We start from the raw sequence: 24,509 nt of genomic DNA, 5'->3' as shown, positions 1-24,509 counted from the left end.
CGGCCATGCGTTCCGCCAAGGACTTCTTCCGGCCGCTCGCGGTCGGCGCGCCGCAGCCGCTGACCGAGATCCCGTTCCGGCCGTCCCGGATGATCCACTTCTTCGACCCCGGCAACGAGAAGATGGCCGCCAAGGTGCCCGACCTCGCGCCCAGGGTGGACGTGCTGCTCGGCAACCTAGAGGACGCCGTCCGGGCCGACCGCAAGGAGGCGTCGCGGGCCGGCCTGGTCGCCGTCGCCAAGGCCACCGACTTCGGCGACACCCAACTGTGGACGCGGGTGAACAGCCTGGACTCGCCGTGGGGCCTGGACGACCTGCTCACGCTGGTCACCGAGATCGGCGACAAGCTGGACGTGATCATGGTGCCGAAGGTGGAGGGCGCCGAGGACATCCACTACGTCGACCGGCTGCTCGCCCAGCTGGAGGCGAAGGCCGGCCTGACCAGGCCGATCCTGGTGCACGCGATCCTGGAGACGGCCCGCGGCGTCGCCAACGTCGAGGAGATCGCCGGCGCGAGCCCCCGCATGCAGGGCATGTCGCTGGGCCCGGCCGACCTCGCGGCCAGCCGTCGGATGAAGACCACCCGCGTCGGCGGCGGGCACCCCGGCTACCTGGTGCGCACCGATCCCGTCGGCGACGACCTGACCGCCGGTCGGCACACCTACCAGCAGGACCTCTGGCACTACACCATCGCGCGAATGGTCGACGCCTGCGCGGCGCACGGGATCCTGCCGTACTACGGGCCGTTCGGCGACATTCGGGACGTCGTCGCCTGCGAGGACCAGTTCCGCAACGCCTTCCTGCTCGGCTGCGTCGGCGCGTGGAGCCTGCACCCGGCGCAGATCGAGATCGCCCGCCGGGTGTTCTCGCCGTCGCCGGCGGACGTTTCCTGGGCCCGCAAGGTGATCGCCGCGATGGGCGACGGCACCGGCGCCGTCATGATCGACGGCAAGATGCAGGACGACGCCACCGTCAAGCAGTGCCGCGTGGTCGCGGAACTCGCCGACGCGCTGGCGGCCAAGGACCCGGAGCTGGCCAAGGCGTACGCGGAGGTGTCGGATGACTGACCTGCGACCGCGCCGGTCGGCGCTGTACATGCCCGGCGCCAACGAGCGTGCCCTGGAGAAGGCCAAGACGCTGCCGGCCGACGCGCTGATCCTCGACCTGGAGGACGCCGTCGCGCCGGACGCCAAACCCGCCGCCCGCGACCGGGTCTGCGCCGCCGTCGCGTCCGGCGAGTACGGCCGCCGCGAGCTGACCATCCGCGTCAACGCCTGCGACACGCCCTGGCACGAGGACGACGTGCGCGCCGCCGCCAAGGTCGGCCCGGACGCCGTGGTCGTGCCGAAGGTCAACTCCGCCGCCGACGTGCACTCCGTCGAACGCCTCCTGGAGCAGGAGGGCGCCCCGGACCGCACCAAGATCTGGGCGATGGTGGAGACGCCGGTCGCCATCCTGCACGCCAAGGAGATCGCCGCCGCCAGCGGCCGGCTGACCGTGCTGGTCATGGGCACCAACGACCTGGCCAAGGAGTTGCAGGCTCAGCACGTTCCCGGCCGCGCGCCGCTGCTGACCGGGCTGTCGCTGTGCCTGCTCGCCGCGCGTGCGTACGGGAAGCAGATCCTCGACGGCGTCTACAACGACGTAAAGGATCTCGACGGTTTCGCCGCCGAGTGCCGGCAGGGCCGCGAGTTCGGCTTCGACGGCAAGACGCTGATCCACCCGAGCCAGCTCGAACCGTGCAACCGGGCGTTCGCGCCGTCCGACCAGGAGATCGAGCGGTCGCGGCGGATCATCGAGGCGTTCGAGGAGGCCGTCGGGCGCGGCGACGGCGTGGTCACCGTGGACGGTCGGATGATCGAGAACCTGCACGTCGACGACGCCCGCCGCCTGCTCGCGCTCGCCGACGCCGTCGAGGCGATCGGTTGAACGCCAGCAGCCACAGCACGCCGCCGAGCAGGAACCACGGGTTCCACAGCACCAGGCTCCAGAACCGCTCGTCCGCGCCGACGTCGGCGATGCCGGTCAACAACGTGATCTCGACCAGCACGGCCCGGGCGACCAGGATCGCCCCGACGAACTGACCGACCCGCTGCCACGGATGCCGGAGCAGGCAGAACGCCGCTCCGGCAGCCAGCAGCACGGCGACGCCCCACAGTCCGAACAGGACAAACAGGAGCGGCCGGCCGGCGGCGAGGTCCGGGCCGGCCGATGCCGCCAGCCCGATGCCGCCGCCGAGTGCCCAGTAGACGTGCAGTGCCCCGAACAGCGCGCACCAGCACGCCGCCAACTTCCCCCACATGTCCAGTGATACTAGACGGATTTGGGCTGTCTATATACGGTAGACAGATGCCGGTTGACCGGGACTTGTTGCGCGACGCCCGCGCGGCCGCCGCCGAGTGGGTCGAGGCGCAGGAGCGTACCGAACTCGCCAAGGCCGACTACCACCACGCGGTGCGGCGGCTGCACCTGGCCGGGGCGTCGCTGCGCGAGATCGCCGACGCGCTGGACATCAGCCACCAGCGGGTGCACCAGATGATCGACGAGGCCGGCGGCACCGAGGGGTGGAAGCCGCGGCTCAAGGTCGGCGACTGCTCGTTCTGCGGCGCCACCGCCGAGGACGTCGAGCGGCTCATCGCCGGGCCGGGTGTGTTCGTCTGCGACGGCTGCGTGCGGCGGTTTCGTGCCCAGCCGCCGTTGGCGTCGAGTTCGGCGGACTGCTCGTTCTGCGACCGGCCGGCCGGCGTGGACGGCTGGCTGGCGGAGGAGGCGGGCGTGCGGATCTGCGACCGCTGCCTGGAGTTCTGCGCCGAGGTCCTGGCGACCCAGGTCTAGACCGCCAGGACCTTCGACCGCTACTTGGTGCGGTCGGCGAGGCGGTTCACGGTGTCCGTCCCGTTCGCCTTGGTCGCGGCGATGACGACCTTGTCGCCGTTGTGCACGTCGCCGATCGCCGCCGACTTGCCGTCCTTGCGGACCTTGGTGTCGCCGTTGACGGTGTAGGTCGCGGTGAAGCCGTCGTCGCTCTTGACGCTGATCGACGTCGAGCTGACCGACTGCACCTGGCCGCGCTGCACGTCGACGACGCGGTGCTGTTTGCCGTCGAGCGTGACCTCGCCGTGGGCGACGCGGCCGAGCAGTGTCTTGTGGTGCTTGGCCTTGGCCGGCGCCGATGCCGCGGGGGTGGATGTGGTGGTGGAGGTGGGAGCGCTCACGGCGTAGGCGACACCACCGCCCGCGACCAGGGCCGCGGCGGCGGCGCCTGCGATGAGGGCCGTCCTGGTTCTGCGTGTCATGACTCCACTGTGTGCGACCAGGCTGAACCTGGCCTGAAACCTGCATGATCAACATTTTCGGGGCTGCACTAGGGTGTGCGCCGTGGCCGAGGTCGACTACTACGAACTGCTCGGGGTCTCCCGCGGTGCCTCAGCCGCCGAGGTGAAGTCGGCCTACCGGGCGCTCGCCAAGGTGATGCACCCCGACGCCGGCGGCACCGCCGGCACGTTCCGGCTGCTCCAGGTCGCGTACGAGACGCTCACCGACCCGACCCTGCGTGCCCGCTACGACCTCGGCGACCAGCCCGAGCCCGCGCCGCCCGCCCCGCGCACCGCGAGAAGACCCGCGCCGCGGCGGGATTTCGGCGACGACCCCGACTACGTGCCGAAACTGCCGCGGATCGATCCCCGGGGCATCCCGTGGTGGCCGACCGTCGACGCCGGCGAGCGTGTCCGTTACGTGCCGCACCTCGGGCCCGGTCACGCCCCCGTCGTCGTCGCGCTGGCCAGCCTGCTGGTGCTGCTGGGCATCCTGCTGGCGATCAACCTGAGTCCCCTTTTACTCGCCGTTGTCCTGGTGCTCATGGCCGCCGCCGTCGTCGTTCTGGTCCGGATGGGGCGGGGGTTGCTCGCCGCCAAACGCGAGCACCAGGCCTTCACCGCCGAGATCGGCACCAGCAGGGCGTTCGGGCTGCCGGGCGACCGGGCCGAGAAGCTGACCGCCGAGCTGCTGGCCAAGTACCTGACCCGGCTGCCCGGGCTGCGCATCTTCCACGGCCTGGGCCTGCCCGACTCCGTGTTCGCCGACGTCGACCACGCCGTGCTGTGCGGGCACCGGCTCGTGCTGATCGAGTCCAAGCTGTGGCTGCCCGGACACTACGAGGTCGACGAGACCGGCGCCATGTGGCGCAACGGCCACCCGTTCCGCGGCGGGGCAGTGCGTCTGGACGACTCCATCGACGCCTTCGCCGAGCTGCTGCCCGGCGTCGAGGTGCGGGGCGCCGTGCTGATCTACCCCAGCCGGGCCGGCGAGGTGTCGACCGGCGACCCCGACGACGCGCTGGCGCCCCCGATGAGCCCGCAGCGGTTCGTGGCGGAGCTCGGCCAGTGGTTCGCCGCCGACCCGTCCACTGTGGACCGCGACGTGTTCAGGACCGTGCTGGACCGGGTGGTGTCCTGAGCTTCTCGTAGGCCGGGCGCAGCAGGTCGGTGATCCGGTCGCCGCGCAGCTCCAGCGGCAGGGGAGCGAGCTCGTCGAGTACGGCGTCGGGGCGGTCGACGGCCTCGGCCGGGGCGACCGTGACCGGCTGCTGGCGGCGCCAGAAACCCTTGACGGGCGGGGCTTCCCGGGTGCTGCGGCGGAATTCGCCCAGGCGGGAGAGCAGTTCGTCACGGCCGCGGCCGCGCCAGGCCAGGGCCTGGAAGGGGTCCTGGTCGAACATCTCCGCCAGCAGGTGGCAGACGGCGGCGAGGTGCAGGCAGGGCATGTCCCAGGTGTCGCACGTGCAGTCCATGGCCAGCTCGCGCATGTCGTCGGGGAACAGCCGCAGGCCGAGGTCGGCGAACATCTCGTACGGGACCTCGCCGGCGAGCAGGCGGGCGGCGTGCAGGGCCTGGCCGGCGAGGGCCTTCTCGACGGCGACCCACTCGGGCTTGGTGAAGGCCTTGATGCCGATGCGGCACCGGTGCACGACCTGGCCCGACTGCACCTGGCCGACGACAACGCTGGTGGACAAGGACATGCTCAGCACCTGCCCGGCGCGCGCGGCGGCCCGGCCCTGACGGAGGCGGGAGGCCATGCCGAGGGATTCGAGGACGGCGACGAACTGCGCGCCGAGGCCGCTACTCACCGACCGCCTCCGGCGCCAGGGTGATCAGCTCCCGCAGCTCACTGGTGGACATCTCGGTCAGCCAGCTCTCCCCGGCCCCGACCACGAGCTGCGCCAACGCCCGCTTCTCGGCGATCAGGCGGTCGATCCGCTCCTCCAGGGTCCCGACGCACACGAACTTGCGCACCTGCACGTCGCGGCGCTGCCCGATGCGGAAGGCCCGGTCGGTGGCCTGGTCCTCGACGGCGGGATTCCACCACCGGTCCAGGTGCACGACATGGTTGGCGGCGGTGAGGTTGAGCCCGGTGCCGCCGGCCTTGAGCGACACCAGCAGCACCGACGGTCCGTCGGCGGACTGGAAGCGGGCGACCAGCTCGTCCCGCGACCGCTGCGGGGTTCCGCCGTGCAGGAAGGGAACCTCGATCCCGAACCGCGACGAGAGGTGCCCGACGAGCATCCGTCCGAACGCGACGAACTGCGTGAAGCACAGCACCTTGTCGCCGTCGGCCAGCACCTGCTCGACGATCTCCTCCAACCGCGCGACCTTGCCGGAGCGACCGTCCACAGGGGAGCCGTCGCCGAGCAGCTGGGCGGGGTGGTTGCAGACCTGCTTGAGCTTGGTCATCGCGGCCAGCACGAGGCCCTTGCGTTTGATGCCACGGCTTTCGCCGATGCGGCCGAGCATGTCGTCGACGACGGCCTTGTACAGCGTGGCCTGCTCGGCGGTGAGGTTGCAGAGCTGGCGCACCTCGAACTTCTCCGGCAGGTCGTCGATGACGGACCGGTCGGTCTTCAAGCGCCGCAACAGGAACGGGCCGGTGATCCGGCGCAGCCGGGCGGCGGCGTCCTGGTCGCCGAAGCGTTCGATCGGCACGGCGAAGCGGGCGCGGAAGGTGTGCTCGGTGCGCAGGAGTCCGGGGTTGAGGAAGTCCATCACCGACCACAGCTCGGCCAGCCGGTTCTCCACCGGCGTGCCGGTCAGCGCGACCCGGTGCCGCGCCGGAAGCGCCCGCACGGCACGCGCCTGCACGGATGAGCTGTTCTTGACGTACTGCGCCTCGTCGAGCACCACCCGGTCCCAGTCCACTTCGGACAGATTGACCACGTCCCGGGCGACCACGCCGTAGGTGGTGATCACGAGGTCGTGCCGCGCCAGCTCCGAGGAGCCGAGGCGGTCGTCGCCGTGGTGGACGTGCACGGACAGCGTCGGCGCGAACCGTTCGGCCTCGCGCTGCCAGTTGCCGACCACGGACATGGGGCACACGACCAGCGTCGGCCCGCGGCCGGCCGTCGACACGGCGAGGGCCAGCAGTTGGACGGTCTTGCCGAGCCCCATGTCGTCGGCCAGGCACGCGCCGAGCCCGACGCGATCCATCAGGCTCAGCCACGCCAGCCCGCGCTGCTGGTACGGCCGCAGCGTCGCCGTGAACGCGGCCGGGCTGTCGACGGGTTCGAGCCGCTTGTCGGAGTGCTCGGACAGCAGCTGCCCGAGCCAGCCCTCGGCGTGCACGTCGGTCACCGGCAGCGGCAGGTCGGCCTGCTCGGCCCACAGCACCTCGCCGGCCGTCATGGTGCCCCGACCGGATCGGCCGAGGTACTCGAGACCTGCTGCCAAACGTTTGCGGTCCAGGTGGAGCCACCTGCCACGCAGTCGCACGAGGGGGACCTTGGCGGCGGACAGCGCCGCCATTTCGGCCTCGGTGAGCGGCTCGCCGCCCAGCGCCAGCTGCCACCTGTAGTCGACGAGCAGGTCGAGGCCCATACCGCGCTCGCGGCCGACGGCGCCGATCGCCTGTGGGCTCCGCGCGGACAACCGCAGGCCGAGATGCCCCCACTTGGCCGGCAGCAGCACGGCGAAGCCGGCCTGGGTGAGCAGGGCGGCGTCGAGCAGGAAGGCGTGGGCGCCCTCGACGTCCGTGCGCAGTTCGGCCGGCTGCGACTGCCGCAGCAGCTGCTCCAGCCCCCGATGCAGGCGGCTCGCCCGGCCGAGATCGGCCAGGAGTTGCGCCTGCGGATCGTCGACCCACCGGTACAGCACGTCGTCGTTGCCGTGCCAGATCTGCTTCGCCGGCACCAGTACGCTCGGGTCGTCCACCGACTGCAACAGCACTTCCAGCAGCCAGAAGTCGTCGTCCTCCAGGTCCGGCGAGCTGAGCCGGAAGCATGTCCGCACCGGGCTGTCCGACGCCGCCGTGGCGCGCCACGCCGCCAGCGGTTTCGCCAGGCCGGGGAACGATTTCGGCGCACCGGTGAGCGCCGCCAGCCATCGGTCCAGCTCGGCCCGGCCGCGGCTCAGCCGCACGCCGCCGAGCCGCTGCCGGACCTCGTCGTCCACCAGGCGGTCCACCGTGGACTGAAGGGTCGCGCCGGAGTCGGTCCCCAGCGACTCCGCCCGGCACGCCGGCGGCATCGCCCCGGCCAGTGCGACGAAGCGCGCCGAGTCCACACCGGACAGCACGGCCCGCCAACGGGATTCCTCGTCCGGCACGACGCGGCCGCGTGACACCAGGTCCTCCGCGAACGCCGCGACATCGGCCAGGAACCGCACCGAGTCACCGAAATCGTCCGGCAGATCGGCCAGCACCGCCGCGTCGATCACGCCGACCGGCACCAGCCACGGCCGCAACCGCTGCCCGTCCGACGGATCGGTGGACGCCAGCGGGCCGGCCTCGGTCGACGGCAGCGAGATCGTGCGGGTCTCGGGCTTGCCGAACGGCGGCGCGACCGCGAACGGATGCGCGTCGCCGTCGGACGTCCGGGGCAGCGCGGGATCCTCGGCCCACAGCGCCATTCGGCCGTCCGGCCCGCACAAACCGTGCAGCAGCAAGTCAGTCGCCCGCCAGCGTGCCCAGGATCCGGTCCAGCTCGGCGAGATCCTGCGCCGGCAGCGCCAGCAGCGGCGCCGGCGGCACGTTGATGATCGCGTCCGCCTTCGCCGCCTCGGCCGCGCCCTGCGCCGTGACCGAGACGATCTTGCACCGGCGGTCCTCCGGGTGCCGGGTGCGCTCGACCAGGCCCCGGTCCTCCAGGAAGTCCACCACCAGCGTGGTGTACGGCTTGTCGGTGGCCAGCATGTCGGTCAGCTCGCGCATGGTCAGCGGGCCGTACGTCGCCAGCTTGCGCAGGGCCTTGACCTTGATGAAGCTCATGTCCAGCGCCTGGCATACCTCGGCGCGGCGGTCGTGCTGCTCCAGCACCAGCGACCGCATCGCCTGCCAGGCCCGGCTCGCGGTCTGCGTGGTCATGACGTCGTCACCGGAATCCTGGGCTCGTCGCTGTCGAAGGTCGCCGCCGCGGTGTCGGCGGTGCGCCGAGCCCACCGGCTCGTGGTCAGGATACCCAGCGACAGCACGAGCCCGCCGCAGCCGACCATGATCCACCAGCCCAGGTGGCTGGCCGCGGTGAAACCGGTCGGGAACGGGCCGGCCACGTGCGAGGTGACGACCGCGCCGATGATCGCCACGCCCAGCGCCGCACCGAGCTGGCGGCTGGTCGAGGCCACCGCCGCGGCGACGCCGGCCTGGGCGCGGGGCATGCCGGAGACCGCGGTGTTGGTGATCGGGGCGTTGACGACGCCGAAGCCGATGCCGAAGAAGACGTACGGGATCAGCAGCAGCGGGATCGGCCAGGTCAGGCCGAGCCGGGTCAGGATCAGCCCGCTGGCCATCATGCCGAGGCCGGCCACGATCAGCGGCACCCGGGGGCCGCGGTTGGCCACCCAGCGGCCCGACAGCGGTGACAGGATCGCTGTCACCGCTGCGGACGGGAGCGAGAGCAGGCCCGCTTCCAGCGGCGACAGGCCGCGGGCCTGCTGGAGGTAGAGGGCGTTGAGGAACAGGTAACCCGACAGCGCCGCGAAGGCGGCGATCGCGATCAGGGTGGTGCCGGAGAACGGCACGCTGCGGAAGAACCGCAGCTCCAGCAGGGGTTCGCGGCGGCGCGGCTCGTACAGGGCGATACCTAGCGCCGCTAGCGCTGCTAGCGCGAAGCATCCGATGATCTCCGGCGAGCCCCAGCCGTGGCCCGGGCCCTCGATGATGCCGTAGGTCAGGCCGGCGAACAGGACGATCACCAGCAGCTGGCCCACCGGGTCGATCCGGCGCGGCCGCGGCGAGCGTGACTCCGGCACGAACCTCGCGGCCAGGATGATCGCCGCGAGGCACACCGGCACGTTGATCCAGAAGATCGACTGCCAGCCGGCCGACTCCACCAGCGTGCCGCCGACCAGCGGGCCCAGCGCCATGCTCAGGCCGACCACGCCGCCCCAGACGCCGATCGCCTTCGCGCGCTCGCGGGCGTCCGTGAAGGTGTTGGTGATGATCGACATGGCCACCGGGTTGAGCATCGAGCCGCCGATCGCCTGCACCATCCGGAAGGCGATCAGCGCGCCCGCGCTCGGGGCCACGCTGCACAGCAGGGAGCCCAGGCCGAACAGCGTGAGGCCGGTCTGGAAGGTGCGGCGGCGGCCGACGCGGTCGGCCGTGGAGCCGGCCAGCATCAGCAGGCTGGCCAGCACCAGCACGTAGGCGTCGATGGTCCACTGCAGGCTCGACACCGAGGCGTGCAGGTCACGCTGGATCGCCGGCAGGGCCAGGTTCACGATCGTGTTGTCCAGACCGACGATGAACAGGCTCATGCAGCAGATGGCCAGCACGAGCTGCCGGCGGCGACGGCTCAGCTCAGGCACACGGTCCCCTCGGGGTAGTTGTACGACTGTAATAGTTATGAGCGTACAACTATCCGGCCGAAGGGGAAACCGTGTTTCGCTTCACGGTCAGCGTCGGAGCGAGCGCTCCCGCAGGAGCAGCTCGGTCAGCGTCGGGCCGTCCTGGTCGGGTGGGAGCGCCCGCAGGATGGACAGGCCGCGACGGCGGCCGGGTCGCAGCCGACCGGCGGCGATCAGCTCGGCCCGCCGGCGACCGGCGGGCGAGAGCCGCCTGGTCTTGGTCATGCACACCTCGGTCCGGTGGGCGCATTCGTGGCCTTCACTGCGAGAAATTCCCCTTCTCGAGCACGGTCGGGAGACCGGACGGAGCGGCGTGGCGGGCCAGGTGGCGAAGGCCGCGCCGGAGGTAGACGCGGGGGTTGGTGTCCAGGCGGCGCGCCCAGGCCGGCCGCCGTTCGCCACGCAGCCAGGCGTGGCAGGCCAGCGCGTAGCCGTACATCGGCTCGGTCAGGTAGCCGAGCCGCCGGGTGGACCACCGCCGGCTGTCCTGGCTGAAGTCGAAGGCGGCGTTGGCGGCGAAGATGCCCAGGCCGAAGTGGACGGTGAGCAGGTCGGTGAGCGGCTCGTGGTCGGCGCGGTCGCGGATGACGTTCAGGGCGTCGAGGCGCACGTGGCCGAGTTCGTGCGCGACGGTGGCGATGAGCGGGGTTGGCGCGAGGGTCTGGTCGACGGCGACGACGGGGCGGCCGCCCTCCCGCCGGTAATGGCCGGCGGCGCCGCGCGAGCGGTAGGTGAGCCCGGCGGCGCGGCTGAGATCCTGCTCGCCGGTGTCGCCGTACAGCTCGACGGTGATCGTCGCCGGATCGACCTCCATGTGCCGGCACACCGCCGCGAAGACGTCCCCGGCAAGGGATTCCACCACCGGGCGGGGCTCGCCGAAGACGGTCCGGAACAAGGTCAGGGACTCCTCGATCCACTTCTGCTCCCGCGCGTCCACCGGGCACGGGCTGGTGAACAGACCCACCGCCAGAAGGTAGCGTGAGCCGGCTCGCGGGGAGGGGAAGCGATGATCGACTGGCTCAACCAGGTGCTGTTCGTGCTCGGCGACGATCAGGTGTCGGTGGCGGAGCTGCTCGGCTTCCTCACCGGCGGCGCCTGCGTGGTGCTGACGGTGCTGGCCCACGTCTCGAACTTCCCGGTCGGCATCGCGAACAGCGCCTTCTTCCTGGTCCTGTTCATGTCGGCCCAGTTCTACGCGGACGCCGGCCTCCAGGTGGTCTACATCGCGCTGGGCTTCATCGGCTGGTGGCAGTGGGTGCGCGGCGGCCCGCGGCGCACGGCGCTGGTGGCGGGCCACGCGAGCCCGGCGACGCTGGTGGGCTGCCTGGCGTTCGTGGTGCTCGGCACGGCCGGCCTGACGGTGCTGTTGACGGCGGTGGACGACGCGGCGCCGTTCTGGGACGCGCTGACGACGGCGATCTCGCTGGCGGCGCAGTGGCTGCTGAACGCGAAGAAGATCGAGAACTGGTTCTTCTGGATCGCCGCAGATATCATATATGTGCCGTTCTACCTGGTGAAACGCCTGGATCTGACGGCGATCGTGTACGTGCTGTTCCTGGGCCTGTGCGTGCTGGGGCTGCGCCAGTGGCGGCGGACGCTGGTGCCGGCGTGACGTACGAACACGGCCTGGTGCTGGGCAAGTTCTACCCGCCGCACGCGGGCCACCATCACCTGATCCGAACGGCCTCCCGACACTGTCGAAGGCTGACGGTGCTGGTCGAGGCTGCGAGCGTGGAGTCGATCCCGCTGGCGGACCGGGTGGCCTGGCTGCGCGCGGTGCACCCTGACGTGGACGTCGTCGGCACACGCTGCGACGTGCCCGTGGACATGGCGGACGAGCCGATCTGGGCGGCGCAGGTGGCCGTGATGCGCGCGGCGCTCGGCGACACGCTGATCGACGCCGTGTTCACCTCCGAGAAGTACGGCGACGAGTTGGCCCGCCGCTTCGGCGCGGAGCACGTGGCGGTGGACCCGACCCGCCTGACGTTCCCGGTGTCGGCGACGGCGATCCGCGCCGACCTCGCCGGCCAGTGGGACTCCCTGGACCCTGTGGTCCGCTCCGGCCTGGCGACCCGGCTGGTGTTCGTCGGCGCGGAGTCGACGGGCACGACCACGGTGTCCCGGCTGGTCGCCGAGGCGTTCCGGGACCGTGGCGGAGTGTGGGCGCGGACGAGGTGGGTGCAGGAGTACGGCCGCGACTACACGTACGTGAAGTGGCGGGCGGAGGGCGGCGAGCTCGACGAACTGGTCTGGAACCAGGGCGACTTCGACAAGATCGCCAGCGAGCAGCGCCGCCTCGAGGACGAGGCCGCGGCGGCGGGGTCGCCGCTGTTGGTGTGCGACACGGACGCCTTCGCGACGGCGATATGGGAGCGCCGTTACATCGGGTCGTGGCGGCCGCGGACCGGCGTCGGCGACTTCTACCTGCTCACCGACCACCAGGGCGTGCCGTGGCTGGACGACGGGCTGCGCGAGGGCGACCTCGGCGTCCGAGCCGAGATGACGGCGTGGTTCACCGCCGCGCTCCACGACTCCGGGTACGCGTGGGCGCTGCTCACCGGCAGCCTGAAGCAGCGGGTGGAGTTGGCGATGAAGATCGCCGACCAGACCCTGCGCCGTCGGTCCACGTTCGCGGACCCGCTCGGCTGATCAGCCCCGCTGCTGGAGGATCGCCACGCCGGGGCCGTCGAGCGCCGCCATAGCGGGTTTTCGCCCGCACATCGCCAGCAGGAGCACGTTCAGTGGCCCGCTGACGTCCGGTCCGTCGCCGGTCGTCCAGTCGACGTCGGTGGCGGTCAGCCGCAGCCCGGCGATCCGCTTCCGGCAGCCGACCAGCGGCTGCGCGGTGCGGCCGAACTCGGCGGCGCCGACCAGCGCCTCCTGCGAATGGTCGATGGCCTTCTTCAACGGGAAGACGATGTCCTCGCCGTGCACCACGGTCTCCAGGAGCATGGTGTCCACCGGACCCGGCGGGTGCTTGGTGGACGTGATCGACTCGACCAGCCGCGGCAGCAGCGCCCGCACCCCGTTCGCGCCGTAGACCCGCACGTCGTGCGCCGTCATCTGGTTGAAGCGGAACCCGTTGCGCACCATGCCGCCGAGGAACCGGCCGGACGTCATCTCGGCCGTCGACACGATGTGCGCGAGCACGTCGCCGGCCTGCCAGCCCTGGCACAGCGAGGCGGCCTGCCAGTCGGCGTCGGTCAGCTCGGCCAGCGCGGACACCAACCGCGCCCGCTCGATGGCCACCAGTCGCCAAGTGTCCATGACGGACTCCGTTCTCCCCGACGGCAGAAGCATCGCGCCCGGGCCCCGGCCGTTACCCCTTGCCGGCGGTCCACATCGGACATCGACTCGTCGTGTCGTCGAAGCGGTTCGACGCGGCGGTCACGGGCCGCCGAAGGCGACGGCGGCTCGACACCGACCCCCGCGAATTGGCAAGCGCTGTACCGATTCTCTGAGCGTGACCTGAGGTTTCGTGGTCCGACCGGCTCAAGGGGGTTGCCTTCGCGCACCCCCGCCGCTTCCCTCGGGCCCCTCGAAGGCGCACCCCAACGCGGGTACGGTACCGGGGTAGCCGAGGCGCATCGGAGGGGTCCTGATGGCGTTGGCCGGATACCCGGCGCGATCGCCGAGTTTTCTCGGGCAGCTGGTGCGCCGGGGCGCGCCGGTGATCGCGGCGACGCCCCGGGACATGCCCGATCAGGTCGTGGATCCGACGCCGGTGCCGGGCTGGCAGCGGATCTCGGCGATGTGCGCGGCGGAGAGCCAGCCCGAACCGGACAAGCTGATGGCCCGCGCCTGTCGGTACGTGGTGCTGGTGCCGATGGCGTACCGGCTCGTCGCGGTGCCGGTGATGCTGTTGCCGGTGCTCGCCGCCGGTCGGGCCGGCGTCGGCCTCGCGGTGGGAGTGCTGCTGTTCGCCCTGAACGCGGCGGCGATCGTGTGGGCGCTGCGGGTGCCGGGCGTGCTGTCGGAGTCCATGCGCGGCTTGCTGATCAGCGACGCCTGCGTGGCGCTCGGGGCCAACCTCCTTGTCGGCTACCTTGATCCGGGCGCTTCGGCGTTGACGTGGACGCACCTGGTCGGCACGGTGGCGCTGTGGACGGTCGCGTGGGGGATCACGTTCGGGCTGCTGCTGACGGCGTTGAGCGTGCCGCTGCAACTGATCGTGTCCACCGACGTGATCACGTTGGCCACCAACACATTGCTGCTGGCGGTCACGATCCTGACCGCGACCGGCGCGCTGCTGATGGTCGGGCTCGGCACCAGACTGGCGCTGGGACTGGGGATTCGGCGCGGCCGCGAGGCGGAGGCGGCGAAGGTTCGGCGCGAGCTGCACGACACCGTGCTGCAAGTGCTGGAAGCCATGGCATTGCCCGGGCCTGGCGACGACGTGCACGCCGTCGAGCGACTCGCCGAGCTACGCGGGACCGCCCGTGCGCAGGCGATGGAACTGCGCCGAGGGCTGGCGGGGGAGCCGGATCTGCCGCACCCGACGACGATCGGTGAGGATCTCGCCCTGCTGGCAACGGAAATGGCCCGCGAGGGGCTGCGGGCCCAGCTGGTGTTCGCGGACGTCGACGACAGCACCATGCCGGAGGCGCGGCGGCGAGCCGTTCGCGACGCGGCGCGGGAAGCCTTGCGCAACACCATGAAGCACTCCGGCACGAACGAAGCCGTGCTGCGGATCGAGGAGCGGGACGGTGGCATCGCCGTGATCGCCCGCGACCACGGCAGCGGGTTCAGCGACGAGGACCGGCCGGCCGGCTTCGGCATCAGCGAATCGATCACCGCGCGGCTGGCCGAGGTCGGCGGCCGCTCGCACGTCGATTCCCAGCCGGGACGGGGCACGAGGGTGACGTTGTGGGTGCCGCGGTGAAATCAGCCGTTCTGCTGGTCGCCGTCGTGTTGGGGATGCTCGTGGAGGTGCCGGCCGGACATGCCGCCGGTTGCGCGAAATCCACGCAGGTCTACCAGGACCCACCGTCGTGGGCGCAGAAGCTGATCGATCCGTCGCGGATCTGGCTGCTCACCAAGGGATCCGGTCAGACGGTCGCCGTGATCGGCGCCGGCGTCGACGGCGGCAATCCGCAGTTCGGCCGCGATCAGGTCCTGCCGTCCGACGACCTCGTGTCGCGCCCCGGTGGCGTGCCCGACTGCGACGGGCGCGGTACGTTCGCCGCCGGAATCATTGGTGCGCAACCGAGTCCCGACACGACGTTCGTGGGCATCGCGCCCGGCGTGAAGCTGCTGCCGATCCGCTACACCGCCGGCTCGGGCGACACGTCCGGCGGCAATCCGGGGCAGCTGGCTACGGCGATCACCCAGGCGGTGCACGCCGGCGCCGGCACGATCCTGGTCGACGTGCCGACCACTGTGGACAGTCCAGCGCTCGATGATGCCGTGGGTGCGGCGATCGCTGCCGGCTCGGTGATCGTGTCGCCGGCGGTTGGCACCCAGGGCAGCACCTTTCCCACAGCGTTGCCAGGGGTGTTGAGCGTCGGCGCTGCCGACCGCAACGGCGCGGCCGTGCAGGCGGAAGCCGGCGACTACATCGACATCGCCGCGCCCGGGGCCGACCTGGTGAGCACTGCCGCCGGCGGTTACGGACATGTCTGGCCCGTCAAGGATTCCGCGGCGGCGGCCGCGTACGTCGCCGCGACGGTGGCGCTGCTGCGGGCGTACCAACCGAAGGCCACGCCGGCCCAGATCGTCAACCGGCTGACGCTCACGGCGTCGCGGGCACCCGGCGGTGGTCGGGATCCCAAGCTGGGCTGGGGAATCGTGGACGCCTACACGGCCGTCACCTCGCAGTTGCCTCTGACGGCACCGGGGCCGGACGCCGCACCGGCCGCCAAAGCGCCGCCGACCTTGGTACCGGCCGCCGCTCCCGCGCAGCCGCCGTTGAACGCCCTGGTCGGTGGTCTGGCCCTCGGCGGCGTCGGATTGGCGGCGCTGGCCGGGCTGATCACCGTGACGATCCGTCGTGGGCGGGAACGGCGTTGGCGCGTCAGCCCTTGAGCACCATGGTGAGCAGCGTGTCGATCAACCAGTCCCGATAGCGGTCGACCGACCAGCCCTGCTGCCGTCGCAACAGATAGTGCACGTGCGGGGAGCACAGGGTGTGCAGCAGCGCGCCGGCGGTCTCGGCGTCCTGGCGGAGCAGGCCGTTGCGCTCCCAGGCCTGGGCCAGCGTGAGCATGTTCGCCCGGTTGTTCTCGGCGGCGCGGTCGCAGAACTCGCGCATGTCGGCGTCCCCGCCCGCGGACTCGATCGCCGCCATGATCAGGTCGCCGGCCCGTTCCAACAGCTCCGTCCCGAAGCCGACGCACAGCTCGGCGACGCGCCGCGGGTCCGTCTCCGTGAACAGGTCGGTGAACGCGGGCCGGTCGGCGACCGCGACCGGCCGGTCGTCGCCGGCCGTGGCGATGTCCACCACCTCGTTGAACAGGGCGGCCTTGGTCGGGAACGCGGTGTAGACGGTGCGTTCGGCCACGCCGGCCTCGGCGGCGACCTGGCGCATGGTCGTCGCGATCACGCCGCGGGTCACGAACAGCGTCCTGGCCGCCGTCCGGATCAGCTCCCTGGTCTGTTCGGCCGACTCCGCGCGGCGGCGGGACCGGTAGGGGCGCTTGACGTCGTCAGTCATCGAGCGCATGCTATCAGCTGTTAATGCAGTATCACTGCATTGAAATCGGAGGGGTCATGCCGCAGCTCACGGGCGTCCACCACGTCAAGTTCCCGGTCAGCGACCTGGCCGCCAGCCGGGCCTGGTACGAGAAGGTCTTCGGCTTCGAGGTCACCATGGAGTTCCCGGACGAGCAGGGGGTCGTCCGGGGACTGGCCGGCGCCGTCAAGGGCCTCGGCGACGCCGGCCTCGCCCTGCGCTGGAACCCCGAGGCGGCCGCCGGCATCAAGGGCTTCGACCCCGTCAGCTTCGGCATCGAGGACAAGGCCGCCGCCGAGGAATGGGCCGCCCACCTGGATGACCTGGGGATCCCGCACTCGCCGGTGATCGACGCGACCATCGGCTGGATCCTGGTCTTCCACGACCCCGACGGCACCGAGATCCACCTCTACAGCTTCGCCGCCCACGGCATCGACCAGACCGGCCGCAAGGGGTACGGCCGGCACGTCGAGTCCTGAGCCGCAGACGCGGCGTGCCCCATCCGGTTTCTGCCTGAGACCTACGTTCGGTATGTCTGTGCTTGTGCCGCGCGGGGCGAGGCCGCTTCCAAGCCGGCCTCTTCCCTTGACTCAGCTCGATCGATGAACAGACTCGATCGAGCTGAGCCCGCGGTCCAGAGGCCGGCGCGACCTCGCACGCGACTCGCCGGGGGTGCTCAGGTGAGCAGGGACTGGTAACTCGCGGCGGTCTGGGTGTCGCCCTGCTGGTAGTTGGCGGCGCTGGACTGGACGCCGGTGGCCAGGGTGGAGGCCCGGTCCTGCTGGGCGGTGATCCGCGAAGCCAGGGACTCCAGTGTCTTCGCGTGCGCCTCGGCGGCCTGCTGCGACTGCGGCAGGCCGCCGAAGGCGGACGACGCCGGTCCGGGGATCCCGACGTCGTCCCGCACGGACCGCAGCCGCTGGGCCTGCGCGGCGAGCTCGGCGGCCACCTGCTCCAGGGCACGCGGGGCGACCCGGAACGAGGTGGGGGTGGCGCCGCCGGTCGACGCGCCGCTCGAAGCCTGGCGGCTCGCGGTCCTCGCCTGGTTCAGGTAGTTCCGGTACGCCCCGTTGGTGTACGTCGACCAGGGCCGGAAGTTGTTGCCCTGGTGGGAGATCTGGTACGCGTGCCGCGCGTTCGTCGCCGGGTCGGCGTTGGCCTGGGCGTTGCGCAGCGCCTGCTCGGCGGCGGTGCCGTGCCCGGGATTGAGGGACCGGATCTGCCACAGCCCGACCGACGGGCCCCAGGTCCCGGTCTGGAGGTTCACGTCGCCGTGGATGCCGGTGTCGCCGTGGGACTCGGCCAGCGCCACGGCGACCGCGGTGGTCAGCGAGTCGCCGCGGAAGCCGGCGGCGTAGGCGTACTGGGCGATCTGCGCCGCGCTGATGGTCGGCACGTCAGAAGTCCTCGCCGATCACCGACGGCGCGACCGCCGACGACTCGCCCCACACGTCCTCGGTCTCCACCAGCCACGGCGGAATCCGCCGCCCGCCGCCCATGTCCCCGGCGCCCGCGCCGTTCATCGGCATCATGGGCATCATCGGGCCCATCGCCTTGCTGCCGGCCGCGTCCGCCACGGCCGCGCCCAGCGCGCCGCCGGCGATGTCCGCGGTCGGCGAAGCGCCGCCGGACACCATGCTGGCGTCCGCCGTCGGCACCGAACCCGGTGCGCCGCCGCCGATCCCGCCGATCCCGCCCACGCCGCCACCTCCGCCGCCGAGCGGCAGCTTGCCGCTGAACGAGGCCGGCTCCGCGGTGTCGCCGAGCTTCGCGCCCGCCGCCGTCGACTTCTCGTCGTCCGTCTTGGGTTTCGCGAAGCCCGGCACCTTCGGCATGATCGAGCCGAACCGCCCGAACGCCGCCGCCGACGCGGCCGCCAGTCCGGCGGTGAACATGCCACCGAACAGCGGCGACCCAGTCTGTGCCTGACCCGTTGCCGGCACCCCACCGTTGGCCGGCAACGTCGTCGTGGTCCCGGTCGCCGTGTTCACCCAGGACGTCGAGCCGACGATCGGCATCGCCGCGGATCCGGTGTCGGACTGGGTGGTCGTCGGCGTCGACGGCACCTGCTCCGCGTTCGGCGACGGCGGGATCGAGTTCTGCGCCGTCGAGTAGTCGCCGGCGAGCGCCTGCATCACCATCACGGCCTCGGCGTGCGCCGCGTTCGACGCCGCCACCGCCTGCTGCTGGTCGCGGACCTGCGAGATCGCCGCCGCCTGCTGTTGCTGCATCTGGGCCACCACCTGCGGCGGCGTGTTCGCCTGCACCTGGATCTGCGTGGTGGCAAGGCTCATCACCGACGGCGACACCTGCGGCACGTCCACCGGCTTGGGCATCTTGGCCCGCGCGGTCACCAGCGCCTCGCTCGCGTCGTGCGTGAGGTCCCGCATCGCGAACGCGGTGTCGGCGACCTTGCGGATGCCGTCGGCGAGATCGCTGATCATCGACTGGTACTGCTGCGCCGCCCCGCCCTGCCACTTGTCCTGGAAGCCGGTCAGCTGCGACGCCAGGTCGTTCGCCTTGTCGTGCAAGCCCTTGCCGGTCGAGTCCCAGATGCCCGCGGCCTCGTCGACCGTCTTCGGGTCGCTCGCGAACAGCATCGTGTACAGCTGCTGGTGGCTGTACTGCCCGAAATTCGTGTGCGGGGTCATGTCCATGTCGAGTCACCCTGATCCACGTAACCAGTGGTCACCTGCATGCCGGCGGCGAGGTCGGTGTCGAGCTGCTCGTAGCCGGTCGCGACGGTCTTGGTCACGCTCTCGGCGAACTCGATCGCCTGCCGCACCTGGTCCAACAGCCCGTGCATCTCCGCGACGGCGGCCTTCGTCTTCTGCGCCAACGACAACGCCTCGCCGAAGTCGCCCAGCAGCACCGGCGCCCCGGCCAGTTGCGTGAGCTGGTCCATCGGGCTGCCCATGCCGTCCAGCTGGGTCTCCAGCTCGCGGGCGAAGTCCGTCAGCGACTCCAGGTGGACGGAGAACGACTGGTCCCACATCCCCGGTCAGAGCTCCCCAGATAGTCGTGGCGACGGCGGCGGTCCGGCGCGCCAGGCCGGACCGCCGCCGCCGGAGGTCACGCGAAGTACTGCGTGTTCTTGTTCTCCAGCGCCAGCTGGAGGTCGTGCGCCTCCATCACCTTGCCGCCGAACTGGCCGATGATGTTGGCGATGTCGTTGGTGGCGTTGCGCAGCCGCGTCTCGGCCTGCTCGGCGGCCTGGCCCGCGGAGCTGCCGGAGGCGTACCAGGTGGCCTTGATCGGCTGCAGCGCGGTGTGCAGCTGGTCCAGGTACTCCTGCAGCGCCTTCGCCTTCGCGGCCAGGGTCTGCGAGCTGACCTGGAGCGACGCGAAGTCGACGCTGATCTGGTCGGCGGTCATCGTGCTGGCTCCCTCTTCCCTCAGGCCCCGGTCAGACGGCCGAAGACCGCGCCGCCGGCGTCCACGTTGTTGGACAGGCTGGTCAGGCTCTGGGCGACCGTGCTGTCACCGCTGCCGTAGTTGTGGAAGCTCTGGTTCACCAGGTTGGACATGGTGTCGAGCTCGGAGCTCGCCACCCGCATCTTGTCCTGGAGCTGCGTGTGCAGCTGCCAGAACGCGGTGGCCTGGCTGCCCTGGTAGTGGCTCAGCGCCGAGACCAGGTCGTTCTCCAGGTCCGACATGGTCTTCTTGGCGTTCGCCGCGCACTCCTCGAAACCCTGGACCGCTCGCGTCATCGCCGCTGCGTCGGCCTTGAAGCCGGGGCTGCTCACGGGCCACCTCCTCTCGCTTCGACTGCCTTCTCGTCGCCGGTAACGCTATGAAAAGCAGTGGTCCGAGCAAACGGCACAACTACCAGGTCGAGTGACGGCACTATTACCCACAGAGTCCTCTGCCCCGCCTTCGGCGGGGCGGCTCGGCACTGTGCCTTTGCCGCGCGTGCCGCGCGGGGCTCGGCCCCTCGGGCCCGCTGCCTTCGCAGCTCCAGGCAGCGGCGGGGCCGAGCGAATTACGGGGCAGAGGCAGGCATGGCCACTTGCACAAGGGAAGTTCGGGCACGCCTGCGGACCAACTGGCCACGGCCCGGCGGCTGTGCGACGGGCTTGGCGTCGCCCAGCAGGATTCCCTCCTCGGGCGAACCCGACAGCACGAGACCGGGGGAGCCGAGTTCCCGCACCCGCTGCACGAGCGGCTCGAACAGCGCCCGGGACGCGCCGCCGCTGGCCCGCGCGATGATCAGGTGCAGCCCGACGTCCCGGGCCTGCGGCAGGAAATCCATCAGCGGGGACAGGGGATTGCGGCCGGGATTGGCGACCAGCTCGTAGTCGTCGACGAGCACGAACAGCTCGGGCCCGGTCCACCAGCTCCGCTCCCGCAGCTGCGCGGGAGTCACCTCGGGCCCGGGCAGCCGGGTCTGCATCGCCCGCGCGGCCTCGGAAACCAGCCCGGTGAGGGCGTTCTCCGCGCCGGCGTAGCCGAGCAGGTGCGGCCCGGTCACGGCGTCCAGCAGGCCACGCCGGTAGTCCACGACGATGATCGCGGCCTCCTTCGGCGTGTACCGCGCGGTGATGCCGTTGGCGATCACCCGCAGCAGGGTGGTCTTGCCCGACTCGACGTCGCCGAACGCCAGGAAGTGCGGCTCGGCGGCGAAGTCCAGGTGCACGGGCTTGAGGTCGGCCTCGGCCAGGCCCAGCGGCACGATCTTGCCCTCGCCGCCGGAGATCTCCGTCAGCGGAACCTCCCGCGGCAGCAGGCGGACCGGCGGTGCGGGCGGTCGGGTCCACGCCTTGCCGACGGCCTCCACGAACGCGGATGTGCCGGCGGCCAGCGAACCCGGCCGCTGATCGCCGTCAACTCGGGGCAGGGCGGTGAGAAAGTGCAGCTTGTCCTTGGTGAGGCCGCGTCCGGGCGCGCCCGCCGGCACGTTCGCAGCGGCGCGGCGATCGATGGACGAGTCGGCGGGATCGCCGAGCCGAAGCTCGAACCGGGTGCCGGCGGCGTCGCGCAGCTGCGGCCGCACGCCCATCCACCAGTTGGCCGAGACGATCACGTGGATGCCGAACCCCAGGCCACGGGCGGCGAGCCCGATCACGGCCTGCTCCAGGGCTTCCTGCTCCTCGCGCAGCGTCGCCCAGCCGTCGACGACGAGGAACACGTCGCCGAACTCGCGGCCGTCGGTGCTCTCGGTGAACTCGGACCGCCGCTGCCGGAACGTGTTGATCGAATCGATCCCGTTGGCGGCGAAGAACAACTCCCGGTCCGCCAGCAGCGCCGTGACCTCGGCGACGATCCGGCGGAGCCGTTCGGGCTCGCGCCGGGTGGCATAACCGCTGGTGTGCGGCAGGCCGGAGATCGGCCGCAGCGCGCCGCCGCCCATGTCCAGCACGAAGAACTGCGCCTCGACCGGCGTGTGGGTGAGCGCCAGCACGCCGATCAGCGTGCGCAGCAACGTGCTCTTGCCGCTCTGCGGGGAGCCCACGACGATCGCGTTGCCGGCGGCCCCGGACAGGTCCGCCCACAGCAGGTCCCGCCGCTGCTCGAACGGCTTGTCCACGATGGCGATCGGCACGATCAACCGCCCGTTGCCGCCCCAGCCGAGCGGGCACAGCCCGCGCTCCGGATCCGCGCCCAGCGGCGGCATCAGCTGGTCCAGCGTCGGCGGCTCGCCCAGCGGCGGCAGCCAGATCTGGTGCGCGTCGGGCCCCTTGCCCTGCAACCGCTCCACGATCGTGCCCATGATCGTCTCGCCGGTGCTGGGGAGCTCGGTCGCCACCGGCGCCTCCAGCACGTCCGGCACCGGCGTCGGCGCCAGCGTGAACGGCAGCACCGCGCGGACCTGCGCCGGACCGGCCTCGACGACGCCCCGCGGCGGCAGGTCGCCGGACACGAACGCCGCCTTGAACCTGATCAGTGTTTCCGTGTCCACGCGCAGGTAACCGGAGCCGGGCACCGGCGGCAGCTGGTGCGCGTCGGCGACACCCAGCACGGAGCGGCTCTCCGACGCGGAGAACGTGCGCAGACCGACGCGGTACGACAGGTGCGAGTCGAGGCCGCGCAGGCGACCCTCCTCGAGCCGTTGGGAGGCCAGGAGAAGGTGAATGCCGAGGCTGCGGCCGAGCCGTCCGATCATCACGAACAGGTCGATGAAGTCCGGCTGGCTGGACAGCAGCTCGGAGAACTCGTCGATGATCACCAGCAGCGAGGGCAGCGGATCCAGCGTCGCGCCGTCCATCCGGGCGCGCTCGTAGTCCCGGACCGAGGCGTAGTTTCCCGCCGCCTTCAACAGCTCCTGCCGTCTGACCAGCTCGCCCTTGATCGCGTCGCCCATGCGGTCGACCATGGACAGGTCCTCGGCCAGGTTGGTGATCACCGCGCAGGTGTGCGGCAGCGTGGTCATGCCGGCGAACGTCGCGCCACCCTTGAAGTCGATCAGCGCGAGGTTCAGCTGTTCGGACGAGTGCGTGGCGGCCAGGCCGATCACCAGCGTGCGCAGCAGTTCCGACTTGCCGGAGCCGGTCGCGCCGATCACCAGGCCGTGCGGGCCCATGCCGCCCTCGGCGGACTCCTTGAGGTCCAGGTCGACCGGCCGGCCGTCGGGGTCGACGCCGATCGGCAGCCGCAGCCGCTCCCGGGCGGTCCGCCGACGCCAGGTGTTGGCCGTGTCGAGGTCACGCGGATCGCCGATGCCGAGCAGGCCCGGCAGCCCGAAGCTCGCCGCCATCGGGGACTCCGCGATGGCCGGTGCGCCCTGGTAGAGCGGGGTGAGCTGGCGGGCGAGCGCCTCCGCCGAGGCGTGGTCGAACCGGTCCGGGCGGCCCAGCAGCGCGATCCGCCGGTCGTTGTCCTCGCCGACGACCATGCCCAGCCGCTCGCCGGCGACGTGCAGGTAGAGGTCGTTGTCCAGGGCGGGATCGTCCGGGATGCCGCCGCTGACGTCGATCACCGTGACGGCCTGGCGGCCGCCGGCCGCGGTCAGCCGGCTGTCGTCCGAGGTCCGGCCGCCGTCGAGTACCACCACGATGTGCTGGTACTCGGGGGAAGTGGCCTTGCTGAACGCCGGCCGCTCGCCCAGGTCCGCCCCGATCAGGTCGGCCAGCACGCCGACGCGCTCGGCCACCAGCCGCGCCGGCCCGGTCGGGTCGCCGATGCTGGCCTGGTTGTGCGGCAACCACTTCGCCCACTCCCAGTCCCGGAACCGGTCCGGCGGCAGGCAGAACGCGATGCGCAGGTCGGTCGGCGAGTGGAACGCCGCCAGCTGTGCCAGCACGGCCCGTACGAGGTCCAGCACCTGCCGCCGATCGCCGGTCACGGTGATCCGCGCGAACGAGCGCAGCGAGATCGCCACCGGCAGGTCCGGCACGGTCGCGTAGGCGCGGATGAAGTGCCTCAGCGCCGTCGAGGAGACCGGATCGAGGTCCTCCAGCGGCACGGTCTGCGGCGCCCGGAGCGGGGTCGCCAGCCGCTGCGGACCGCTGCCGACGCGGACCTTGCCGAACGCCGGGTCCAGCCGCCGCCGCTCCCACAGCCGTCCGCGCTCCACGAACGCCCACAGGTCCGCCGGGTCCGGCTGGGCGGCCGTCAACGCGATCCGCTGCCGCTCCGCCACCTCCCGCACCTGGCCCCGCAGGCCCGTCAGGTAGCGCTGGTAGTCCCGCCGCTCCTCGTTGATCTGCGCCTTCTTCGCCGCGCCGCCGCGGGCCAGCGACATGATCACCATGCCGCCCATGGACACCGCGAACAGCGCGCCGAACACGTACGTCATCACGCCGCCGCTGCGTCCGATGTAGACGAACGACATCGCGCCCATGCCGAGCATCATGGGCAGGAAGAACAGCAGCTGCACCGCGCCCTGGTTGGAGCCCTTGGGCAGCATCGGCGGGGACTGCAACATGATCTCGCCGCTCGGTGGCTCCAGCGGCGCCCGCCTGGTCTGCGTAGCACTCACCACCGCATTTTGCCCAGACGAACGACTCGACCTTGTGGGTATTTCTACCGCCAACACACGAGTCGCTCGGCCCCGCCGCTGCCTGGAGCTG

General features: G+C 71.5%; 25 protein-coding genes. 9 read left to right on the top strand and 16 right to left on the bottom strand.

Annotation, left to right across the window (positions count from 1 at the left end; genetic code table 11):
- Window positions 1–5: 5 nt before the first annotated feature.
- Together BCF44_RS08895 and BCF44_RS08890 are read left to right on the top strand one after the other, a co-directional pair.
- Entirely contained in the window at window positions 6–1,067 is a 1,062-nt protein-coding gene (locus BCF44_RS08895) for an HpcH/HpaI aldolase/citrate lyase family protein (RefSeq protein ID WP_116173715.1), read from the top strand.
- Window positions 1,060–1,929: an HpcH/HpaI aldolase/citrate lyase family protein gene (locus tag BCF44_RS08890; protein ID WP_116173714.1), complete on the top strand. Its 870-nt coding sequence runs from the start codon at window positions 1,060–1,062 to the stop codon at window positions 1,927–1,929. The genes BCF44_RS08895 and BCF44_RS08890 overlap by 8 nt, the downstream gene beginning before the upstream one ends.
- Here BCF44_RS08890 and BCF44_RS08885 read toward each other — a convergent pair.
- Complete coding sequence (locus tag BCF44_RS08885; RefSeq protein ID WP_116173713.1) at window positions 1,838–2,302, bottom strand: DUF3995 domain-containing protein; 465 nt, start codon at window positions 2,300–2,302, stop codon at window positions 1,838–1,840. The two genes, BCF44_RS08890 and BCF44_RS08885, sit on opposite strands and share 92 nt — an antisense overlap.
- Window positions 2,303–2,349: 47 nt before the next feature.
- On the opposite strand from BCF44_RS08885, the gene BCF44_RS08880 reads away from it, so the two are divergent.
- Complete coding sequence (locus tag BCF44_RS08880; RefSeq protein ID WP_116173712.1) at window positions 2,350–2,835, top strand: ClpX C4-type zinc finger protein; 486 nt, start codon at window positions 2,350–2,352, stop codon at window positions 2,833–2,835.
- Window positions 2,836–2,855: 20 nt separating this feature from the next.
- Here the strand turns inward: BCF44_RS08880 and BCF44_RS08875 are convergent, their stop codons facing one another.
- Window positions 2,856–3,296 carry a hypothetical protein gene (locus BCF44_RS08875; protein WP_116173711.1) on the bottom strand — a complete coding sequence of 147 codons (441 nt, stop codon included), beginning with the start codon at window positions 3,294–3,296 and terminating at the stop codon, window positions 2,856–2,858.
- Between the two features lie 82 nt (window positions 3,297–3,378).
- Here BCF44_RS08875 and BCF44_RS08870 point away from each other — a divergent pair, with 82 nt between their 5' ends.
- Window positions 3,379–4,455, top strand: a complete 1,077-nt coding sequence (locus tag BCF44_RS08870) for a J domain-containing protein (RefSeq protein WP_116174240.1) — start codon at window positions 3,379–3,381, stop codon at window positions 4,453–4,455.
- Here BCF44_RS08870 and BCF44_RS08865 read toward each other — a convergent pair.
- The 6 genes from BCF44_RS08865 to BCF44_RS08845 all read right to left on the bottom strand — a co-directional run bounded on the left by BCF44_RS08865 (window position 4,424) and on the right by BCF44_RS08845 (window position 10,794).
- Window positions 4,424–5,125, bottom strand: a complete 702-nt coding sequence (locus BCF44_RS08865; RefSeq protein WP_116173710.1) for an SWIM zinc finger family protein — start codon at window positions 5,123–5,125, stop codon at window positions 4,424–4,426. The genes BCF44_RS08870 and BCF44_RS08865 overlap by 32 nt on opposite strands.
- Complete coding sequence (locus BCF44_RS08860) at window positions 5,118–7,895, bottom strand: DEAD/DEAH box helicase (RefSeq protein WP_116174239.1); 2,778 nt, start codon at window positions 7,893–7,895, stop codon at window positions 5,118–5,120. Before BCF44_RS08860 ends, BCF44_RS08865 begins: the two co-directional genes overlap by 8 nt.
- A 37-nt stretch (window positions 7,896–7,932) precedes the next feature.
- Window positions 7,933–8,349, bottom strand: a complete 417-nt coding sequence (locus tag BCF44_RS08855; protein ID WP_116173709.1) for a MarR family transcriptional regulator — start codon at window positions 8,347–8,349, stop codon at window positions 7,933–7,935.
- A complete protein-coding gene (locus BCF44_RS08850; RefSeq protein WP_116173708.1) occupies window positions 8,346–9,791 on the bottom strand; it encodes an MFS transporter in 1,446 nt (481 codons plus the stop codon). The genes BCF44_RS08855 and BCF44_RS08850 overlap by 4 nt, the downstream gene beginning before the upstream one ends.
- Window positions 9,792–9,878: 87 nt before the next feature.
- Window positions 9,879–10,055: a hypothetical protein gene (locus BCF44_RS55385; RefSeq protein WP_170217426.1), complete on the bottom strand. Its 177-nt coding sequence runs from the start codon at window positions 10,053–10,055 to the stop codon at window positions 9,879–9,881.
- Window positions 10,056–10,089: 34 nt separating this feature from the next.
- The gene (locus BCF44_RS08845; protein WP_116173707.1) at window positions 10,090–10,794 is read right to left on the bottom strand and encodes a hypothetical protein; all 705 of its coding nucleotides are present in this window, start codon (window positions 10,792–10,794) and stop codon (window positions 10,090–10,092) included.
- 42 nt (window positions 10,795–10,836) lie between these two features.
- Here BCF44_RS08845 and pnuC point away from each other — a divergent pair, with 42 nt between their 5' ends.
- Together pnuC and BCF44_RS08835 are read left to right on the top strand one after the other, a co-directional pair.
- On the top strand, window positions 10,837–11,442 hold the full coding sequence (gene pnuC / locus BCF44_RS08840; protein WP_116173706.1) for a nicotinamide riboside transporter PnuC: 606 nt from the start codon (window positions 10,837–10,839) through the stop codon (window positions 11,440–11,442).
- Window positions 11,439–12,479 (top strand): AAA family ATPase, encoded by a 1,041-nt coding sequence (locus BCF44_RS08835; RefSeq protein WP_116174238.1) that lies wholly within the window; start codon window positions 11,439–11,441, stop codon window positions 12,477–12,479. Before pnuC ends, BCF44_RS08835 begins: the two co-directional genes overlap by 4 nt.
- Here the strand turns inward: BCF44_RS08835 and BCF44_RS08830 are convergent, their stop codons facing one another.
- Complete coding sequence (locus BCF44_RS08830; RefSeq protein WP_170217424.1) at window positions 12,480–13,097, bottom strand: maleylpyruvate isomerase family mycothiol-dependent enzyme; 618 nt, start codon at window positions 13,095–13,097, stop codon at window positions 12,480–12,482.
- 334 nt (window positions 13,098–13,431) lie between these two features.
- Here BCF44_RS08830 and BCF44_RS08825 point away from each other — a divergent pair, with 334 nt between their 5' ends.
- Both BCF44_RS08825 and BCF44_RS08820 read left to right on the top strand, forming a co-directional pair.
- Window positions 13,432–14,712 (top strand): sensor histidine kinase, encoded by a 1,281-nt coding sequence (locus BCF44_RS08825; RefSeq protein ID WP_116173704.1) that lies wholly within the window; start codon window positions 13,432–13,434, stop codon window positions 14,710–14,712.
- Window positions 14,709–15,854, top strand: a complete 1,146-nt coding sequence (locus tag BCF44_RS08820; RefSeq protein ID WP_246014903.1) for a S8 family serine peptidase — start codon at window positions 14,709–14,711, stop codon at window positions 15,852–15,854. The genes BCF44_RS08825 and BCF44_RS08820 overlap by 4 nt, the downstream gene beginning before the upstream one ends.
- Here the strand turns inward: BCF44_RS08820 and BCF44_RS08815 are convergent.
- Complete coding sequence (locus BCF44_RS08815) at window positions 15,844–16,482, bottom strand: TetR/AcrR family transcriptional regulator (protein ID WP_170217422.1); 639 nt, start codon at window positions 16,480–16,482, stop codon at window positions 15,844–15,846. The two genes, BCF44_RS08820 and BCF44_RS08815, sit on opposite strands and share 11 nt — an antisense overlap.
- Window positions 16,483–16,538: 56 nt before the next feature.
- Between BCF44_RS08815 and BCF44_RS08810 the strand changes: the two genes are divergently transcribed.
- Window positions 16,539–16,979, top strand: coding sequence for a VOC family protein (locus BCF44_RS08810; RefSeq protein ID WP_116173702.1), 441 nt, complete (start codon window positions 16,539–16,541; stop codon window positions 16,977–16,979).
- A 197-nt stretch (window positions 16,980–17,176) separates the two neighbouring features.
- Here the strand turns inward: BCF44_RS08810 and BCF44_RS08805 are convergent, their stop codons facing one another.
- From BCF44_RS08805 to eccCa, 6 genes are all read right to left on the bottom strand, one after another.
- Window positions 17,177–17,896 (bottom strand): type VII secretion target, encoded by a 720-nt coding sequence (locus BCF44_RS08805; protein ID WP_116173701.1) that lies wholly within the window; start codon window positions 17,894–17,896, stop codon window positions 17,177–17,179.
- Window position 17,897: 1 nt separating this feature from the next.
- The gene (locus BCF44_RS08800) at window positions 17,898–19,157 is read right to left on the bottom strand and encodes a WXG100 family type VII secretion target (RefSeq protein ID WP_116173700.1); all 1,260 of its coding nucleotides are present in this window, start codon (window positions 19,155–19,157) and stop codon (window positions 17,898–17,900) included.
- Entirely contained in the window at window positions 19,148–19,495 is a 348-nt protein-coding gene (locus BCF44_RS08795; RefSeq protein ID WP_116173699.1) for a hypothetical protein, read from the bottom strand. Before BCF44_RS08795 ends, BCF44_RS08800 begins: the two co-directional genes overlap by 10 nt.
- A 77-nt stretch (window positions 19,496–19,572) precedes the next feature.
- Complete coding sequence (locus BCF44_RS08790; RefSeq protein ID WP_116173698.1) at window positions 19,573–19,875, bottom strand: hypothetical protein; 303 nt, start codon at window positions 19,873–19,875, stop codon at window positions 19,573–19,575.
- A 20-nt stretch (window positions 19,876–19,895) separates the two neighbouring features.
- Complete coding sequence (locus tag BCF44_RS08785) at window positions 19,896–20,246, bottom strand: WXG100 family type VII secretion target (protein ID WP_246014902.1); 351 nt, start codon at window positions 20,244–20,246, stop codon at window positions 19,896–19,898.
- Between the two features lie 236 nt (window positions 20,247–20,482).
- On the bottom strand, window positions 20,483–24,418 hold the full coding sequence (gene eccCa, locus BCF44_RS08780) for a type VII secretion protein EccCa (protein WP_379798143.1): 3,936 nt from the start codon (window positions 24,416–24,418) through the stop codon (window positions 20,483–20,485).
- Between the last annotated feature and the right edge of the window lie 91 nt (window positions 24,419–24,509).

The organism is Kutzneria buriramensis (assembly GCF_003387475.1).
GTDB classification, from domain to species: Bacteria; Actinomycetota; Actinomycetes; order Mycobacteriales; family Pseudonocardiaceae; genus Kutzneria; species Kutzneria buriramensis.
This window is presented reverse-complemented; position numbering and strand designations above follow the sequence as displayed.

Bases quoted from the DNA above. Each gene is read 5' to 3' on its own strand.
- BCF44_RS08895 (WP_116173715.1), top strand. From the start codon at position 6: ATGCGTTCCGCCAAGGACTTCTTCCGGCCGCTCGCGGTCGGCGCGCCG.
- BCF44_RS08890 (WP_116173714.1), top strand. From the start codon at position 1,060: ATGACTGACCTGCGACCGCGCCGGTCGGCGCTGTACATGCCCGGCGCC.
- BCF44_RS08885 (WP_116173713.1), bottom strand. From the start codon at position 2,302: ATGTGGGGGAAGTTGGCGGCGTGCTGGTGCGCGCTGTTCGGGGCACTG.
- BCF44_RS08880 (WP_116173712.1), top strand. From the start codon at position 2,350: ATGCCGGTTGACCGGGACTTGTTGCGCGACGCCCGCGCGGCCGCCGCC.
- BCF44_RS08875 (WP_116173711.1), bottom strand. From the start codon at position 3,296: ATGACACGCAGAACCAGGACGGCCCTCATCGCAGGCGCCGCCGCCGCG.
- BCF44_RS08860 (WP_116174239.1), bottom strand. From the start codon at position 7,895: ATGGCGCTGTGGGCCGAGGATCCCGCGCTGCCCCGGACGTCCGACGGC.
- BCF44_RS08855 (WP_116173709.1), bottom strand. From the start codon at position 8,349: ATGACCACGCAGACCGCGAGCCGGGCCTGGCAGGCGATGCGGTCGCTG.
- BCF44_RS55385 (WP_170217426.1), bottom strand. From the start codon at position 10,055: ATGACCAAGACCAGGCGGCTCTCGCCCGCCGGTCGCCGGCGGGCCGAG.
- pnuC (WP_116173706.1), top strand. From the start codon at position 10,837: ATGATCGACTGGCTCAACCAGGTGCTGTTCGTGCTCGGCGACGATCAG.
- BCF44_RS08830 (WP_170217424.1), bottom strand. From the start codon at position 13,097: ATGGACACTTGGCGACTGGTGGCCATCGAGCGGGCGCGGTTGGTGTCC.
- BCF44_RS08825 (WP_116173704.1), top strand. From the start codon at position 13,432: ATGGCGTTGGCCGGATACCCGGCGCGATCGCCGAGTTTTCTCGGGCAG.
- BCF44_RS08815 (WP_170217422.1), bottom strand. From the start codon at position 16,482: ATGACTGACGACGTCAAGCGCCCCTACCGGTCCCGCCGCCGCGCGGAG.
- BCF44_RS08810 (WP_116173702.1), top strand. From the start codon at position 16,539: ATGCCGCAGCTCACGGGCGTCCACCACGTCAAGTTCCCGGTCAGCGAC.
- BCF44_RS08800 (WP_116173700.1), bottom strand. From the start codon at position 19,157: ATGGACATGACCCCGCACACGAATTTCGGGCAGTACAGCCACCAGCAG.
- BCF44_RS08795 (WP_116173699.1), bottom strand. From the start codon at position 19,495: ATGTGGGACCAGTCGTTCTCCGTCCACCTGGAGTCGCTGACGGACTTC.
- BCF44_RS08790 (WP_116173698.1), bottom strand. From the start codon at position 19,875: ATGACCGCCGACCAGATCAGCGTCGACTTCGCGTCGCTCCAGGTCAGC.